Source organism: Kutzneria chonburiensis, assembly GCF_028622115.1.
Lineage (GTDB): Bacteria > Actinomycetota > Actinomycetes > Mycobacteriales > Pseudonocardiaceae > Kutzneria > Kutzneria chonburiensis.
In genome coordinates this window covers 9,994,286-10,007,500 of the sequence record NZ_CP097263.1, presented here as the reverse complement: position 1 = coordinate 10,007,500, position 13,215 = coordinate 9,994,286, and the positions used below count along the sequence as shown (strand labels likewise).

The window sequence follows — 13,215 nt, the reverse complement described above, 5'->3', positions numbered from 1 at the left end:
GAAAAGCCGGTTGACACCCAGGAGCGAGCGGGACAAAACGGTACTATCGGACAAGCCGGGGGCCGGGGGCCGGGGGCCGGGGGCCGGGGGCCGGGGGCCGGGGGCCGGGGGCCGGGGGCCGAGAGCCGAGAGCCGAGAGCCGAGAGCCGAGAGCCGAGAGCCGGTGGGACACGGTCGCGGCTGAGCGGCGGGTGCTGGTGGTGGCGAGGACACCGGCAGGGATCAACCGGCTGTGGGACGTGGTGCCGCTGATCGCGGCGGACCACCGGATCGCGATCACGTTCGCGGTGGATGAAGGATCGGCGTTCTCGAGGGCGCTGGCGGAAGAGCTGGCGGCGAAGGGGGCGCTGGTCGAGCAGTGGGAAGAGGCGGTGCGAGGCGAATACGACCTGGCGCTGGCGGCGAGTGACAACGGAGAGCTGCACCGGCTGCGGGCGCCGCTGATGAGACTGCCGCACGGCGTGGGGTATCACCGCACGACGCCGGACGGCACGATCTCGGGGCTGAGGGCCGAAAGCCTGCTGCACGAAGGCGAAATCGTGCCGGAGACGCTGGTGGTGGCGCACGACGACCAACTGGGCACGGTGCGGGCGGTGGCGCCGGAACTGACGCCGAAGGTGCTGGTGGCGGGCGACCCGTGTATGGACCGGATCCGGGCGAGCGAAACGGGAAGGGCGGGCTACCGGAAGGCGTTCGGGGCGGACGGTCGGCGGCTGGTCGTGCTGTGCTCGACCTGGGGCCGATTCTCCCTGTACGGCAAGGATCCCGACCTCCCGGCGAAGGTCACGGCGGCGCTGCCGGCCGATCACTACCGGGTGGCGCTCGTGCTGCATCCGAACGTCTGGAGCCGGCACGGAACCCTCCAGGTGCGGGCGTGGCTGCGGCACGCGAGCGAAGCGGGCATGATCGTGGTGCCACCGGAAGAAGGCTGGCGCGCGGCGCTGGTGGCGGCGGACGTCGTCGTGTCCGACCACGGATCGCTGACGTGTTACGCGGTGGGCATCGAGCGGCCGGTCCTGATCGCGGCGGACGGCGGCCCGGAAGTGGTGCCGCACTCCCCCATGCGCCGGCTGCTCGACCGACTGCCCCGCCTCGACCGGCAAAGCCCGCTGCGGCAACAACTCGACGACACGATCCGACAAGGGGACATCGCGGGCGACATCGCCGAGTCGATCTTCTCCCGGCCGGGGCGAGCGGCAGCTCTGCTGCGGCAGCGAATGTACGAGATGCTGCGGTTGCCGGAGCCGCCGTGGCACGCGGTGGCCCGACCGGTGCCGGTGCCGGCAGTGCGAATCAGCGAGCCGGACGCGTTCGTGGTGCAGGCCCAGCAGGACGGCGAACAGCTTGTACTGCAACGGTTCCCGGTGGTGCCGAGCGTCGAGGAGCGTCCGAGCGGATATCTGGTCGCGCGCGACGATGGTGCCGATCCGGGACTGTTGGAACGGGCCGCAGTGGTGTGGTCAGAGGAGAACCAGGAGCCACGGGAGTTGCTCCGACGCTGGCCGGGTGCGCGAATCGCGGTGTGCCGCAACGCATCCGGTGACATCACGGCTGAGCTGAGGGATGGCACGGAGGTTGTGGCGCAGGGCAGCGTGTCGGTCTCGATGGCGGGTTCGGTGCTGTACTGGTGGGACGTGCACAACCGGCGCCGACAACAGAAGTGGCACGTCGACGCCGGGACCCTCAGCCTTCGGGCAACCCGGCCAGAAAAGCCGCGGTCCGAGGACTGACGCCCATGCTGTCGTACAGCTCGACGGCCCGACGCCGATAGCCCAGCTCGGCGTCGGCGTCGCCCCGGCGCGCGGCGAGGGTGCTCAGCTCGGCGAGCGCCTCCGCCCCCGGCACGGTCGCGCCGGCACTGTCCACGGCAGCCAGCAGCATCTGCTCGGCCGCGGCCAGGTTTCCCATGGCCGACAAGGTTTTCGCAGTGCTCAGGTGCAGCTTGGGCAGCAGTGACCGAGCCGTGCCGTCGGCCAGGATCGACCGTGACCGGTCGAAAGCGGCCAGGGCATCCTCGTGACGGCCAAGTCCGGTCAAAGCCCGGCCCACCAACATGCTCTGCAACGCGATGGCCCGGGGCAACCCGAGCTGCTCGTTGATGTGCAACGCCACCCGGAAACTGGCCAGCGCCTCGTCGAACCGCGATTCCCGCAGCAGGACATTGCCCGTGAAGTCCGCGGTGGACGCGACAAGCCGATCACCGCAGGAAGGGGCCAACGCACGGGCGCGATCGAGCTCCGCATGCGCGTCGGAGAACCGCCGCAGCTCCTGGTAGGCCTTGGCCAGCAGGCACCGGCTCCGCACCTCGGCCGGTGCGTTCTCGCTCACCTGGGCCGACGTGACGGCCAACTTCCCCGCCCGCACCCAGATCGCCAGCGGATGCCGGGCGTCGAGCAGCGGCCACATCGCCTCGAACAGCCGGCACACCAGGTCGTGCCACTTCTGGTCGGCCGCGGCATTCATGACGGCGAGCAGGTTGGTCAGCTCGCGGTTCAGCCAGGCCAACGCCGCCGGTTTCGACACCGACGCTGCCAGGGCAATGATCCCGTCGTCGGGCGGCACGATCCGCAGCCGCTGTGCGTCGGTGGCGGCTATGTCGGCGACCGAGGCCCCGACCAGCCACCACTCGGCCGCGCGGCGCAGGGCCGCACGGCGGTCGCCGGGCGAATCGTGTTCGTCGGCCAAGCTCAGCGCATGCACGCGAAGCCGGCGGTGCAGCCCGAACACGCCGTCGCCGCGGTCCTCGATCAACCCCGCCCGACCGAGCTCGTCCAGCGCATCGCGCACGTCGTCCAGCGGCCGGTCGGCCATGGCGGCCAACACCTCGGGCCCGAAGTGCCCGCCGACGATCACGCCCAGCAGGCGGTAGAGCCGGCGCGCGTCGTCGTCCAGCGACTCGTAGACGAGGTCGAACACCGCGTCCACCGGACTCCGGTCCGCCCGGTCCAGGTGGTCGACCAGCCGCCGCACGCTCCACCGGCGGTTCGTCCGCAGCCAGCCGGCGGCGGCCCGCAGCGCCATCGGCAGGTGCCCGCAGATCTGGACCAGCTCGTCGGCCGCCGCCGGGTCCGCGGCCACCCGGTCGTCCTGGCACATCGCGCCGAGCATCTCGACGGCGTGCGCGGGGCTCAGCGGCCGCAGCGGCATGTCGACCGCACCGTCGAGATGCAGCTCGGTCAACGCGTCGGCGCGGACCGCCAAGGCCAGCACCAGGCTGGCCGGCGAGTTCGGCAGCAGCGACGTCACCTGCGCGGCATCGGTGACGTCGTCGAACACGAAGACGAGTCGCCGTTCGGCGGTCAGCGACCGGAGCAGGTCGGCCCGTGGCTGGAAGCCGGCCGGCACCCGGGCCGGCGGCACGCCCAGCGCGGTGAGAAACCGTTCCGCGGCATCGGACGGCGACTCGTCGGCCGCGAAGGACGCGTACAGCGCCCCGTCCGGGAAGTCGTCCTTCACCATCGCCGCGACCCGGCGCGCCAGCTCGGTCTTGCCGACCCCGGGCACGCCGTGCAGGCCGACCACGGACGGCCGCAGCCGGGGCTCGCCGGCCCGCCGGACCACGTCCCGCAGCAGCTCCAGCTCTCCGCCCCGGTTGGTGAACCACTCCACCGGGGCCGGCACGAGCCGGGGGCTGACCTTGGGCAGCTCCGGTTCCGTATAGGTGATCGAGCCGACGTCACGGGCCTGCACGACGAACTGGGCGCGGCCCCCGAAGTCGTTGTTCGTGCTGTCGTCCACGTGCCTCGTCCCCATCAGCGACAAGCCTGAACGATCACGCTACTGCACCGGACACGACCGCCTGCCAGGAATCAGCCGGTCGGGCGCACGACCTCACCCCAGCGGCAGCGGGAGCTTCGAAGCCGCGTTCCCAAGGGCGGCCAGGTCGGTGTCGGTCACAGCGCGGCGGCCGGTGCCGATGAGGAGGACGTCCTTGTCCGAGAAGGAATCGGGGAACTCGAGGCCGACGATCTGCTCGAACATGGCACGGGCGCGGGCCAGGGACTCGGCGGGCGGCGGGGCCACGTGGGCAGGTGGGCGGCGAGGTCGAGGTGGTGCAGGGTCCACTCGATGACGTACGCGTCGAGGTAGTCGCCGGCGGTGATGACCTGGTCGCGGGTGCCGACGCGGAGAGCGGCGTCGGCCAAGGCGGCGGCGCGGCCGGCGGCGGAGCCGACGTCGTCGAGGTGGAACTTGAGCAGGGCGGGATCGCCGTAGGCGGCGGCCAGGCGGACGATGAGGGCGTCGAGGGGGTCCTCGCCGGTGGGCGGCGAGACGACCTCCCAGTAGGTCACGGCGTTGCGGGTGGGCTCGGCGTCGACGGGCGTGGCCAACGTGATCAACACGTCCTGGGCGTCGATCACCAAGTGGCACACCAGGTCCCGGACCAGCCAACCGGCGCAACCCGACGGCTGCTCGAAATCGGGGACGGTCAGGTCGGCGACGGCCTTGAGCAGCGCGGCCCATGAACGGGCGAACAGGTCCACGGGCCGCAAGCTAGCAGTGGCCGCCGCCGGACGCGACCGGTTTGTGTCAGTCCACAGTGGACACGGGGACCACGCGGATGATCGGGAACTTGCGGTCGGTGTGGGTCTCGTACTCCTTGGCGTCCGGCCAGTAAGCGGCCCAGATGCCGTACACCCGCTGCCATTCCTCGCCGTCCGGGCGGATGACGGTGGTGGCGGCCCGCAGCGTCTCGGTGCCGTACTCGATGGTGGTCTCGCCGGGACCGGCCTCGATGTTGCCCACCCACACCGGGTCGGCCGGCGCGCCGCCCATCGAGCCGCAGATCAGGAAGGCGTCGCCGTCCGGCGCCGCGACCAGCGGGGTGACCCGCTCCTGGCCGCTCTTGCGGCCGATGTGGTGCAGCAACAGCAGCCGCTTGCCCTCGAAGTGGCCGCCGACCACGCCCTCGTTGGCGCGGAACTCCTCGATGATCTGGGCGTTGAAGTCCGTCATGCCATCACTTTAGCGCTCAAGCATTGCACGTTCAACAGTTGAGCCTTCAAGGCTAGTTGAGGCCGCGCAAATGTCACATGCGGCGCATACTTGCCTCCCTGAGGCACATCCGGACCGCATGTGCCAAAAAGGAGGGCTAGCGCGGGCACGTCCCGTTGAACAGCGGAGCCAACGCCTCGTAGAGGGTCTTCGCCTGCTCGGGCGTCAGGTGGTCGAAGATCCGCTCCCGCACCGCCGCGACGTGACCGGGGGCGGACTCGCAGATCTTGTCCCAGCCCTCGTCGGTCAGCGTGGCCACGACGGACCGGCGCTGGCCGGCGGCGTGCGAGCGGGTGAGCCAGCCGTTGGCCTCCAGCTTGGTGGCGGCGTGGGACAGCCGCGACAGGGATCCGTTGGTGGCCAGGGCGAGCTCGCTCATCAGCCGGGACCGGGTCGGCGACTCGGACAGCATGGCCAGCACGTAGTACTCGTAGCGGGTGAGCCCGGCGTCCCGCCGCAGCTGGGAGTCGACGTCGGACAGCAGGCGTTCGCTGAGCCCGTGCAGCCGCATCCACAGGCCGAGTTCGTCGTTGTTCAGCCAGTGCGGCTCCATGGCGGCATGGTATCCCGGGCCCTCAATTCGACCATGGTTGTTTCCTCAACTGTGTCCGGCACCCGATCGACTGGCAAGGGTTGACCGGAACCGGGGATAAGACCAAGATTTGTTGGCGAAACTAGCGGCCAAGGGAGCGAGCGGCGTGGCGCAGCAGCGGTTCGTGATCGTCGGGGGCGGCCTTGCCGGCGCGAAGGCGGCGGAGGCCCTGCGCGACAAGGGATACAACGGCCGGCTCACACTGGTCGGCGACGAGCGGCACCTGCCGTACGAGCGGCCGCCGCTGTCCAAGGACCATCTCGCCGGCAAGGCCGACCGGGACAGCATGACGGTGCACCCGGCCGCCTGGTACGACGAGCACGGCGTCGAGCTGGCGCTGGGCATCGGGGTCAGCCGCATCGACCGCGACGACCACCGGGTGCAGCTGGCCGACGGCAGTTCCCAGCCGTACGACAAGCTGCTGCTGGCCACGGGCGCGAGCCCACGCCGGCCCCCGATCCCGGGCGCCGACGCCCCGGGGGTGCGCTACCTGCGCCGGATCGAGGACTCGGAGTCCCTCCGCGACGCCTTCGGCACCGCGTCCCGCATCGTGGTGGTCGGCGGCGGCTGGATCGGCCTCGAAGTTGCCGCCGCGGCCCGGCAGGCCGGCGTTGCCGTCACGCTGCTGGAGGCGGCCTCGCTGCCGTTGCTGCGGGTGCTCGGCCCCGAGGTCGCGCCGGTGTTCGCCGAGCTGCACCGCCAGCACGACGTCGACCTCCGCTTCGACGCCAACGTCGCCGAGATCGCCGCCACCGGCGTGAAACTGGCCGACGGCACGGAAATCGCCGCCGATGCCGTGGTGGTCGGCGTGGGCGCGGCCCCCAACACCCAGCTGGCCGAGCGGGCCGGTCTGCACGTCGACAACGGCATCGTCGTCGACGCCGCGCTGCGCACCACCGACCCGGACATCGTCGCCGCCGGCGACGTCGCCAACGCCTTCCATCCGGTGCTGGGCAAGCACATCCGCGTCGAGCACTGGGCCAACGCGCTGAGCCAGCCGCCGGTCGCCGCGGCCACCATGCTCGGCGAGACGGCCAGCCACGACGACCTGCCCTACTTCTTCACCGACCAGTACGACCTGGGCATGGAGTTCGTCGGCGATCCCACCGGCTACGACCGCGTGGTGCTGCGGGGCGACGTTGCCGGTCGCGAGTTCATCGCCTTCTGGCTCAAGGACAACCGCGTGCTGGCCGGCATGAACGTCAACGTCTGGGACGTCGTCGACCCGATCAAGGCCATGATCCGCTCAGACGCCCCCGTCGACCCGGAGGCGCTGGCCGACCCGGAGAAGCCCCTCACGGCAGCCGAATAGTCACGTCCAGACCGCCGTCCGGCCGGGCTCGGGCGGTGGCGCTGCCGCCGTGGGCAACGGCGACCGAGCGCACGATGGACAGGCCGAGGCCGGAGTGCCCGGCCTCGCCGGTGCGGTCGTGGGAGCCGCGGCGGAAGGGCTCGAACAGCGACTCGACGGTGTCAGGATCGACGAATGGCCCGGAATTGCGCACGACCAGGGCGTCACCGACCTCGACCCGGACCCAGCCGCCGGGCCGGTTGTAGCTGACGGCGTTGTCGATCAGGTTGACGACCAGGCGTTCCAACAACACGGGATCGCCGGCCACGGTCCACGGCCGGGACCGGACCTCGACTCCGGCGAAGCCGCCGGCGACGGTCTCCACCAGATGATCGAGGCGGACGGGCTCCCGGGCCGACAGGCCGCGGTCGCTGCGGGCCAGCACCAGCAGGCCGTCCAGGATGCGCTCGGTGCGCTCGTTGGCCTCGACCAGTCGCGCGCCGAGCAGCCGCATGTCGGCCGGCACGTCGTCGGACAGCATCGCCACGTCGATCAGGGTCCGTTGCAGGGCAAGGGGTGTGCGCAGCTCGTGGGAGGCGTTGGCGACGAACCGGCGCTGGCTGTCGAAGGACCGGGACAGCCGGTCGAGCATGCCGTCGAAGGTGTCGGCCAGCTCCTTGAGCTCGTCGTCGGGTCCGCTGAGTTCGATCCGGCGGCCGAGGTCCTCGGCCCCGAGCCGCCGTGCGGTGGCGGTGATGTCGTGCAGCGGCCGCAGCACCCGCCGGGCCACCAGCCACCCCAGTCCGACGGCCACCACAGCCATGATCAACAGCGCCGCGCCGGACTGGACGAGCAGCGTGGTCAGGGTCGCCGAGCGGTACACCTCGAGCGAGTCGATGACCACGGAGTCCCATGGCGGCCTCGGCGCGGCCACCTGCGAGTCCGGCAGCGGAACGCCCAGCCGGTTGGTGAACTCCGTCGGCGCCGGCAAAGCGTCGCGCACCAGCACATAGACGATCACCAGCAACACGATCCCGCACAGCAGGAAAAGGCCGCCGTACAACGCGGTGAGCTTGCCCCGAACAGTCATGCGCCGAACCGATAACCCGCGCCGGGCACGGTCTCGATCAGCGGCGGATCGCCGAGTTTGCGGCGCAGTGTCATCACAGCCATTCGCACCGCATTGGTGAACGGATCGGCGTGCTCGTCCCACGCCTTTTCCAACAGCGATTCCACGCTGACCACGGCACCGTCCGCCCGCATCAAAACCTGGAGCACGGCGTATTCCTTCGGCGACAGAGGCAGGAAACGACCGTCCCGCACGGCCTGATGGCGGGGCAGGTCCAGCACCACACCGTCCCGCTCCAGCACGGGCGGCAGTGCGGGCCGGGCCCGCCGCCCCAGAGCCTGCACACGGGCCACCAACTCGCTGAAGGCGAACGGTTTCGTGAGGTAGTCGTCGGCGCCGAGACCGAGCCCGGCGACCCGGTCGGCGACATCGACGGCGGCGGTCACCATGAGCACCCTGGCCTCGCCACCGGTGGCGATCACCGCCGCGCACACCTCGTCGCCGGAGACATCGGGCAGATCCCGGTCGAGCACGACGACGTCGTAATCGTGCACACCGACCCGTTCCAACGCACATTCCCCGCCATAACAGACATCGACCGCCATGGCGAACCGGCGCAGCCCTTCGGCAATCGAGTCGGCCAGCAGCCGCTCGTCCTCGACCACAAGCACGCGCACGTTTTCCAGGCTAGCCGGGCGCCGATAAGAACGGGATAAACGTCCTCGCTTATCGGTTCCGGATCACTCGATCGGTACTACTTGGCCCTTCGAACCAGCACCCGAGGAGTGTCATGCGTAAACGGACCACCGCCGTCCTCATAGCCGGGGCGGCGCTCGCGCTGCTGGCCGGCTGCGCGACGAACGAGAGCGCGGGCAAAGTCGCCTCGCTGTCCTCGTCGAACCCGACGAGCAGCAGCAGCGCCCCGGCCGGTGGCGGCGGCAAGGACAACGGCTTCGACCTGGACAAGATCCGCGGGTACGCCAAGTGCATGCGGGACCACGGGGTCGACATGCCCGACCCGGATCCCAACGGCGGCCGGCTGGGCGGGGTCAAGGGCGATCCCAACGACCCCAAGGTCAAGACCGCCATGGAAGCGTGCAAGTCGTTGCTGCCCAACGGCGGCGCGGCGGGCCCGCCGATGGACGCCGCGGCGCAGGACCATCTGCACAAGGAAGTGCAGTGCATGCGCGACCACGGCGTCCACATGAAGGAGCCGGGGCCGGACAGTGAGCTGGAGATCGGCGGGCCCGGCGACGACCCGGCCAAGGTCGAAGCGGCCATGAAGGCGTGCGGGATGGAAGCGCACTGATCATGAGCGAGCAGAGCACACATCGCAGGCGTGGTCATCGGACCCGGTGGGCTGTTGGCACGGCGGTGCTGGTGGTGGTGCTGGGCACCGGTTCGGTCGTGGTGCTGGCCAACTCCTCCGAGGCGCAGACCCCTGTCGCGCCGCCGCCACCGGTCGCCACCGCCACCGTGAACAAGGCCGACCTGAGCGAGCAGGAGGACGCCGGCGGCACCTTGGGTTACGGCGCGGAGACCGACGTGAACGGGCGCAAGGCCGGCACCATCACCTCGCTGCCGTCGGCCGGCGCGACGATCACCCAGGGCCAGAGCGTGTACGGCGTGGACGCGGCCCCGGTGCCGCTGTTCTACGGCACGCTCCCGTTCTACCGTGAGCTGTCGGCCGGCGTCACCGACGGCCCGGACGTCGAGGTGCTGGAAACGAATCTCCAGCAGCTGGGCTACGGCGGATTCGGCGCACCGGACAAGAAGTTCACCGCCGCGACGGCGGTGGCGCTGAAGAAGTGGCAGAAGGCGCAGGGACTGCCGCAGACCGGCACCTTCTCCCCCGGTGACGTCGTCCTGGCGGCCGGCCCGATCCGGGTGTCGGCGGTGACCGGCACGCTCGGCGGGCCGGCCGCGGGACCGGTGTTGAAGACGACCGGTGTCGACAAGGTCGTCGAGGTCAAGCTGGACGTGGCCAAGCAGAACCTGGCCAAGGCCGGCGACCAGGTCTCGATCGAGATCAACGGCAAGACCGGCACCGGAAAGGTCCTGGAGGTCGGGCACACCGCCGTGGCCGAGAAGGACGGCAACGGCCAGCCCAGCGGCAAGTCGGTGATCACCGTGACGGTGAAGCTGGACGACGCGGCCCTGGCCGGCGGGCTGGACACCACGCCGGCGACCGTGCACTTCACCCGGGCCGTGCACAAGGACGTGCTGGTGGTGCCGGTCGGCGCCCTGCTCGCGTTGGCCGAAGGCGGTTACGCCGTCGAGGTCGACCAGAACGGCCAGCGGCATCTGGTGCCGGTGAAGACGGGCCTGTTCTCCGGCGGCCAGGTCGAGGTGTCGGGCGGCGGGCTGGCCGCCGGCGTCAAGGTGGTGACGACCTCGTGACCCCGGTGCTCGCCGCCGACCACGTCTCCCGCACCTATCCCGGTGGCGTGCAGGCGTTGCGCGACGTCTCACTGTCCATTGAGGAGGGTGAGATGGTCGGCATCGTCGGCCCGTCCGGCTCCGGCAAGTCCACCCTGTTGCAGCTGATCGGCACGCTGGACCGGCCGACGCAGGGCCGGATCGAGATCCGCGGCCACGACGTGGCGACGCTGCCGGACCGCAAGCTGTCGGCGCTGCGCTCGGCCTGGATCGGCTTCGTGTTCCAGCAGTTCTTCCTCAGCGAGGGCGTCAGCGCCGTCGACAACGTGTGCACCGGCCTGCTGTACGCCGGCGTGCCGCGGCGCAAACGCCGGGTGAAAGCGTTGGCGGCGTTGGAGAAGGTCCGGCTGGGCCATCGGGCCGAGCACTTCCCCAACGAGCTGTCCGGCGGCGAGCGGCAGCGGGTGGCGATCGCCCGGGCCGTGGTCAACGAGCCGTCGATCCTGCTGGCCGACGAGCCGACCGGCAATCTCGACACCGCCACCGGCGCGGCCGTGCTCGGCCTGCTGGCCGATCTGAGCGCGGACGGCACCTCGATCGTCGTGATCACGCACGACCGCGACATCGCCGCCGGCATGCCGCGCCGGATCGAGGTACTCGACGGGCGGATCCAGCTGGACACCGGGGGTTGCCGGTGACCGCCCCGACGCTGCCGGAGTCGCGCCGGCTCGCCCCGCCGGACGTCATCACGCTTGGCGCGCACGGGATGCGCACGCGGCCGCTGCGCGCGGTGTTGTCGGCCATGGGCATCGCGATCGGCGTGGCGGCGATGGTCGCCGTGATCGCGGTGCCGGCGTCCGCGCAGCAGGCGCTGCACGACAAGCTCGCGGCGCTCGGCACCAACCTGCTCACCGCCAGCCCGGGCCAGAGTTTGTTCGGCGGCAAGGCGAAGCTGCCGGACAACGCCGCCGCGCTGGCCAAGCGGATCGGGCCGGTCACCGCGACGTCGGCGACCGGCAAGGTGGACAACACCACCGTGCGCCGGTCGGACAAGATCGAGCTGGCCGAGACGTCCGGCCTGGCCGTGCTGGCGGCCAAGGACGACCTGCTCGGCGTGCTGGGCGGCACCGTGCACAGCGGCTCGTTCCTCAACCAGGGCAACGAGAAGTTCCCCGTGGTGGTGCTCGGCGCGGTCGCCGCCGCACGGCTGGGCATCGACCACGTCGACCCGGCCCACCCGACCCAGGTCTACCTTGGCGGGCACTGGTTCACGGTGGCCGGCGTGCTGAACTCGATGCCGCTGGCGCCGGAAATCGAGCGGGCAGCCCTGGTCAGCTGGGGCGTCGCCCAGCAGCTGCTCGGCTTCGACGGCCACCCCACCACCGTCTACCTGACGGCGCAGGAGTCCGCGGTGACCGATGTGCGGGCGGTGCTCGGGGCGACCCTCAACCCGAAATCCCCCAACGAGGTCAGCGTGCAGCGGCCGTCGGACGTGCTGGCGGCGCAGCAGCTGACGCAGAGCACCTACAGCGCCCTGTTCCTCGGGCTCGGCGGCGTCGCGCTGCTGGTCGGCGGGGTCGGGGTGGCCAACACCATGGTCATCTCCGTGCTGGAGCGCCGTCGCGAGATCGGCCTGCGCCGGGCCCTCGGCGCGACGAAACGGCAGATCCGCGGCCAGTTCCTGACCGAGTCGGTGCTGCTGGCCGGGCTCGGCGGCGTGGTCGGCGTGCTGATCGGGATCCTGGTGACCACGGGTTACGCGCTGTCCCAGGGCTGGCCGGCGGTCCTGCCGTGGGAGGCGCTGGTCGGCGGGGTTGCCGTGTCGGCGCTGACCGGGGCCGTCGCCGGGGCGTATCCGGCGATGCGCGCGGCCAGGCTGCCGCCGACCCAGGCTCTCGCCTGACCAGCCCGTGGGGGACTTCGGTCCCCCACGGTGCGGCTATCGGGTACGGATGGAGCGCAGCACCCGGATCACCGAGCCGGACAGATGTGTCGTGCGTCCGCCACCGGCCGGCGGTTCCATGAACGGCTGGAACTTGTCCGGGAAGCCCGGCATCGTGCAGCCGATGCAGATGCCGCCCACGTTGGGGCAGCCGCCGACCCCGTTGATCCAGCCCCGTTTCGGCACGTTGCACTGCACCACCTGGCCCCAGCAGCCCAGTTTCACCAGGCAGCGCGACGAGCCGTGCTGGTCGGCGAACTCGTCCTGCTCGAAGTAGCTGGCCCGGTCGCAGCCGTCGTGCACGGTCGTGCCGAACAGCCACTTCGGCCGCAGCGACTCGTCCAGCGGCAGCGCCGGCTCCGGGCTGCCGTACTGCATGAGCAGGTGCAGCAGGGTCTCGGACAGGTTGTCGGGCTGCACCGGGCAGCCGGGCACGCACACGATCGGGATGCCGGCCTTGGACTTCCACTCCCAGCCAAGGAAATCCGGCACGCCCATGGCGCCGGTCGGGTTGCCGGCCATGGCGTGGATGCCGCCGTACGCGGCGCAGGTGCCGGCGGCCAGCACGGCCCAGGCCTTGGGGGCCAACCGGGTCAGCCACTCACTGGCGGTGATCGGCTGGCCGGTGTTCGGATCGGTGCCGAAGCCGGTCCAGTAGCCCTCGGCCTTGTTCGTCTCGTCGGCCACCGAACCCTCGACGACCAGCACGAACGGGTTCAGCTCGCCCCGGTCGGCCCGGTGCCACCACGCCATGAAGTCGGCGCCGTTGTCGTAGGACAGCATCGGCCAGTGCATGGCGATCCGGGGCAGGCCGGGCAGCCCGCCGAGCACGATCTCCTCGATGCTGGGCTGGGTGGCGGCGGTCAGCGCGACGGAGTCGCCGTCGCAGCCGAGCCCGCCGTTGATCCACAGGACGTGCAACTCGCTCATCGGCCGCCTCCCGCGCC

Annotated in this window: 12 protein-coding genes and 1 pseudogene; 6 read left to right on the top strand and 7 right to left on the bottom strand. The window is 71.1% G+C overall.

The genetic code is table 11. The annotated features are described in order from the left end of the window. Window positions 1–200: 200 nt before the first annotated feature. Window positions 201–1,730, top strand: coding sequence for a hypothetical protein (locus M3Q35_RS46565; RefSeq protein ID WP_273939036.1), 1,530 nt, complete (start codon window positions 201–203; stop codon window positions 1,728–1,730). Here M3Q35_RS46565 and M3Q35_RS46560 read toward each other — a convergent pair. From M3Q35_RS46560 to M3Q35_RS46545, 4 genes and pseudogenes are all read right to left on the bottom strand, one after another. Then, the gene (locus tag M3Q35_RS46560; protein WP_273939035.1) at window positions 1,684–3,753 is read right to left on the bottom strand and encodes a tetratricopeptide repeat protein; all 2,070 of its coding nucleotides are present in this window, start codon (window positions 3,751–3,753) and stop codon (window positions 1,684–1,686) included. The genes M3Q35_RS46565 and M3Q35_RS46560 overlap by 47 nt on opposite strands. Before the next feature lie 78 nt (window positions 3,754–3,831). Further along, a pseudogene (locus tag M3Q35_RS46555) lies at window positions 3,832–4,484 on the bottom strand (maleylpyruvate isomerase N-terminal domain-containing protein). Window positions 4,485–4,530: 46 nt separating this feature from the next. After that, the gene (locus M3Q35_RS46550) at window positions 4,531–4,956 is read right to left on the bottom strand and encodes a nitroreductase/quinone reductase family protein (RefSeq protein ID WP_273939034.1); all 426 of its coding nucleotides are present in this window, start codon (window positions 4,954–4,956) and stop codon (window positions 4,531–4,533) included. Between the two features lie 136 nt (window positions 4,957–5,092). Then, window positions 5,093–5,548 (bottom strand): MarR family winged helix-turn-helix transcriptional regulator, encoded by a 456-nt coding sequence (locus M3Q35_RS46545; protein WP_273939033.1) that lies wholly within the window; start codon window positions 5,546–5,548, stop codon window positions 5,093–5,095. Window positions 5,549–5,693: 145 nt separating this feature from the next. Here M3Q35_RS46545 and M3Q35_RS46540 point away from each other — a divergent pair, with 145 nt between their 5' ends. Beyond that, window positions 5,694–6,899, top strand: a complete 1,206-nt coding sequence (locus M3Q35_RS46540) for an NAD(P)/FAD-dependent oxidoreductase (RefSeq protein ID WP_273939031.1) — start codon at window positions 5,694–5,696, stop codon at window positions 6,897–6,899. On the opposite strand, the gene M3Q35_RS46535 is transcribed toward M3Q35_RS46540, so the two are convergent. Both M3Q35_RS46535 and M3Q35_RS46530 read right to left on the bottom strand, forming a co-directional pair. After that, the gene (locus M3Q35_RS46535) at window positions 6,883–7,968 is read right to left on the bottom strand and encodes a sensor histidine kinase (protein WP_273939030.1); all 1,086 of its coding nucleotides are present in this window, start codon (window positions 7,966–7,968) and stop codon (window positions 6,883–6,885) included. The two genes, M3Q35_RS46540 and M3Q35_RS46535, sit on opposite strands and share 17 nt — an antisense overlap. After that, window positions 7,965–8,624, bottom strand: a complete 660-nt coding sequence (locus tag M3Q35_RS46530) for a response regulator transcription factor (RefSeq protein ID WP_273939028.1) — start codon at window positions 8,622–8,624, stop codon at window positions 7,965–7,967. Before M3Q35_RS46530 ends, M3Q35_RS46535 begins: the two co-directional genes overlap by 4 nt. 113 nt (window positions 8,625–8,737) lie before the next feature. On the opposite strand from M3Q35_RS46530, the gene M3Q35_RS46525 reads away from it, so the two are divergent. Genes M3Q35_RS46525 through M3Q35_RS46510 form a run of 4 tightly spaced genes read left to right on the top strand, consistent with a single transcriptional unit; the run spans window position 8,738 to window position 12,229 of the window. Then, complete coding sequence (locus M3Q35_RS46525; RefSeq protein ID WP_273939027.1) at window positions 8,738–9,256, top strand: hypothetical protein; 519 nt, start codon at window positions 8,738–8,740, stop codon at window positions 9,254–9,256. 2 nt (window positions 9,257–9,258) lie between these two features. Beyond that, on the top strand, window positions 9,259–10,347 hold the full coding sequence (locus M3Q35_RS46520) for a peptidoglycan-binding protein (RefSeq protein ID WP_273939026.1): 1,089 nt from the start codon (window positions 9,259–9,261) through the stop codon (window positions 10,345–10,347). Next, complete coding sequence (locus tag M3Q35_RS46515; RefSeq protein WP_273939025.1) at window positions 10,344–11,024, top strand: ABC transporter ATP-binding protein; 681 nt, start codon at window positions 10,344–10,346, stop codon at window positions 11,022–11,024. Before M3Q35_RS46520 ends, M3Q35_RS46515 begins: the two co-directional genes overlap by 4 nt. Next, complete coding sequence (locus M3Q35_RS46510) at window positions 11,021–12,229, top strand: ABC transporter permease (RefSeq protein WP_273939024.1); 1,209 nt, start codon at window positions 11,021–11,023, stop codon at window positions 12,227–12,229. Before M3Q35_RS46515 ends, M3Q35_RS46510 begins: the two co-directional genes overlap by 4 nt. A gap of 36 nt (window positions 12,230–12,265) precedes the next feature. Here the strand turns inward: M3Q35_RS46510 and M3Q35_RS46505 are convergent, their stop codons facing one another. After that, complete coding sequence (locus M3Q35_RS46505; protein WP_273939023.1) at window positions 12,266–13,198, bottom strand: NADH-quinone oxidoreductase subunit B family protein; 933 nt, start codon at window positions 13,196–13,198, stop codon at window positions 12,266–12,268. Window positions 13,199–13,215: the final 17 nt, after the last annotated feature.

Bases quoted from the DNA above. Each gene is read 5' to 3' on its own strand.
- M3Q35_RS46560 (WP_273939035.1), bottom strand. From the start codon at position 3,753: ATGGGGACGAGGCACGTGGACGACAGCACGAACAACGACTTCGGGGGC.
- M3Q35_RS46550 (WP_273939034.1), bottom strand. From the start codon at position 4,956: ATGACGGACTTCAACGCCCAGATCATCGAGGAGTTCCGCGCCAACGAG.
- M3Q35_RS46545 (WP_273939033.1), bottom strand. From the start codon at position 5,548: ATGGAGCCGCACTGGCTGAACAACGACGAACTCGGCCTGTGGATGCGG.
- M3Q35_RS46535 (WP_273939030.1), bottom strand. From the start codon at position 7,968: ATGACTGTTCGGGGCAAGCTCACCGCGTTGTACGGCGGCCTTTTCCTG.
- M3Q35_RS46525 (WP_273939027.1), top strand. From the start codon at position 8,738: ATGCGTAAACGGACCACCGCCGTCCTCATAGCCGGGGCGGCGCTCGCG.
- M3Q35_RS46520 (WP_273939026.1), top strand. From the start codon at position 9,259: ATGAGCGAGCAGAGCACACATCGCAGGCGTGGTCATCGGACCCGGTGG.
- M3Q35_RS46505 (WP_273939023.1), bottom strand. From the start codon at position 13,198: ATGAGCGAGTTGCACGTCCTGTGGATCAACGGCGGGCTCGGCTGCGAC.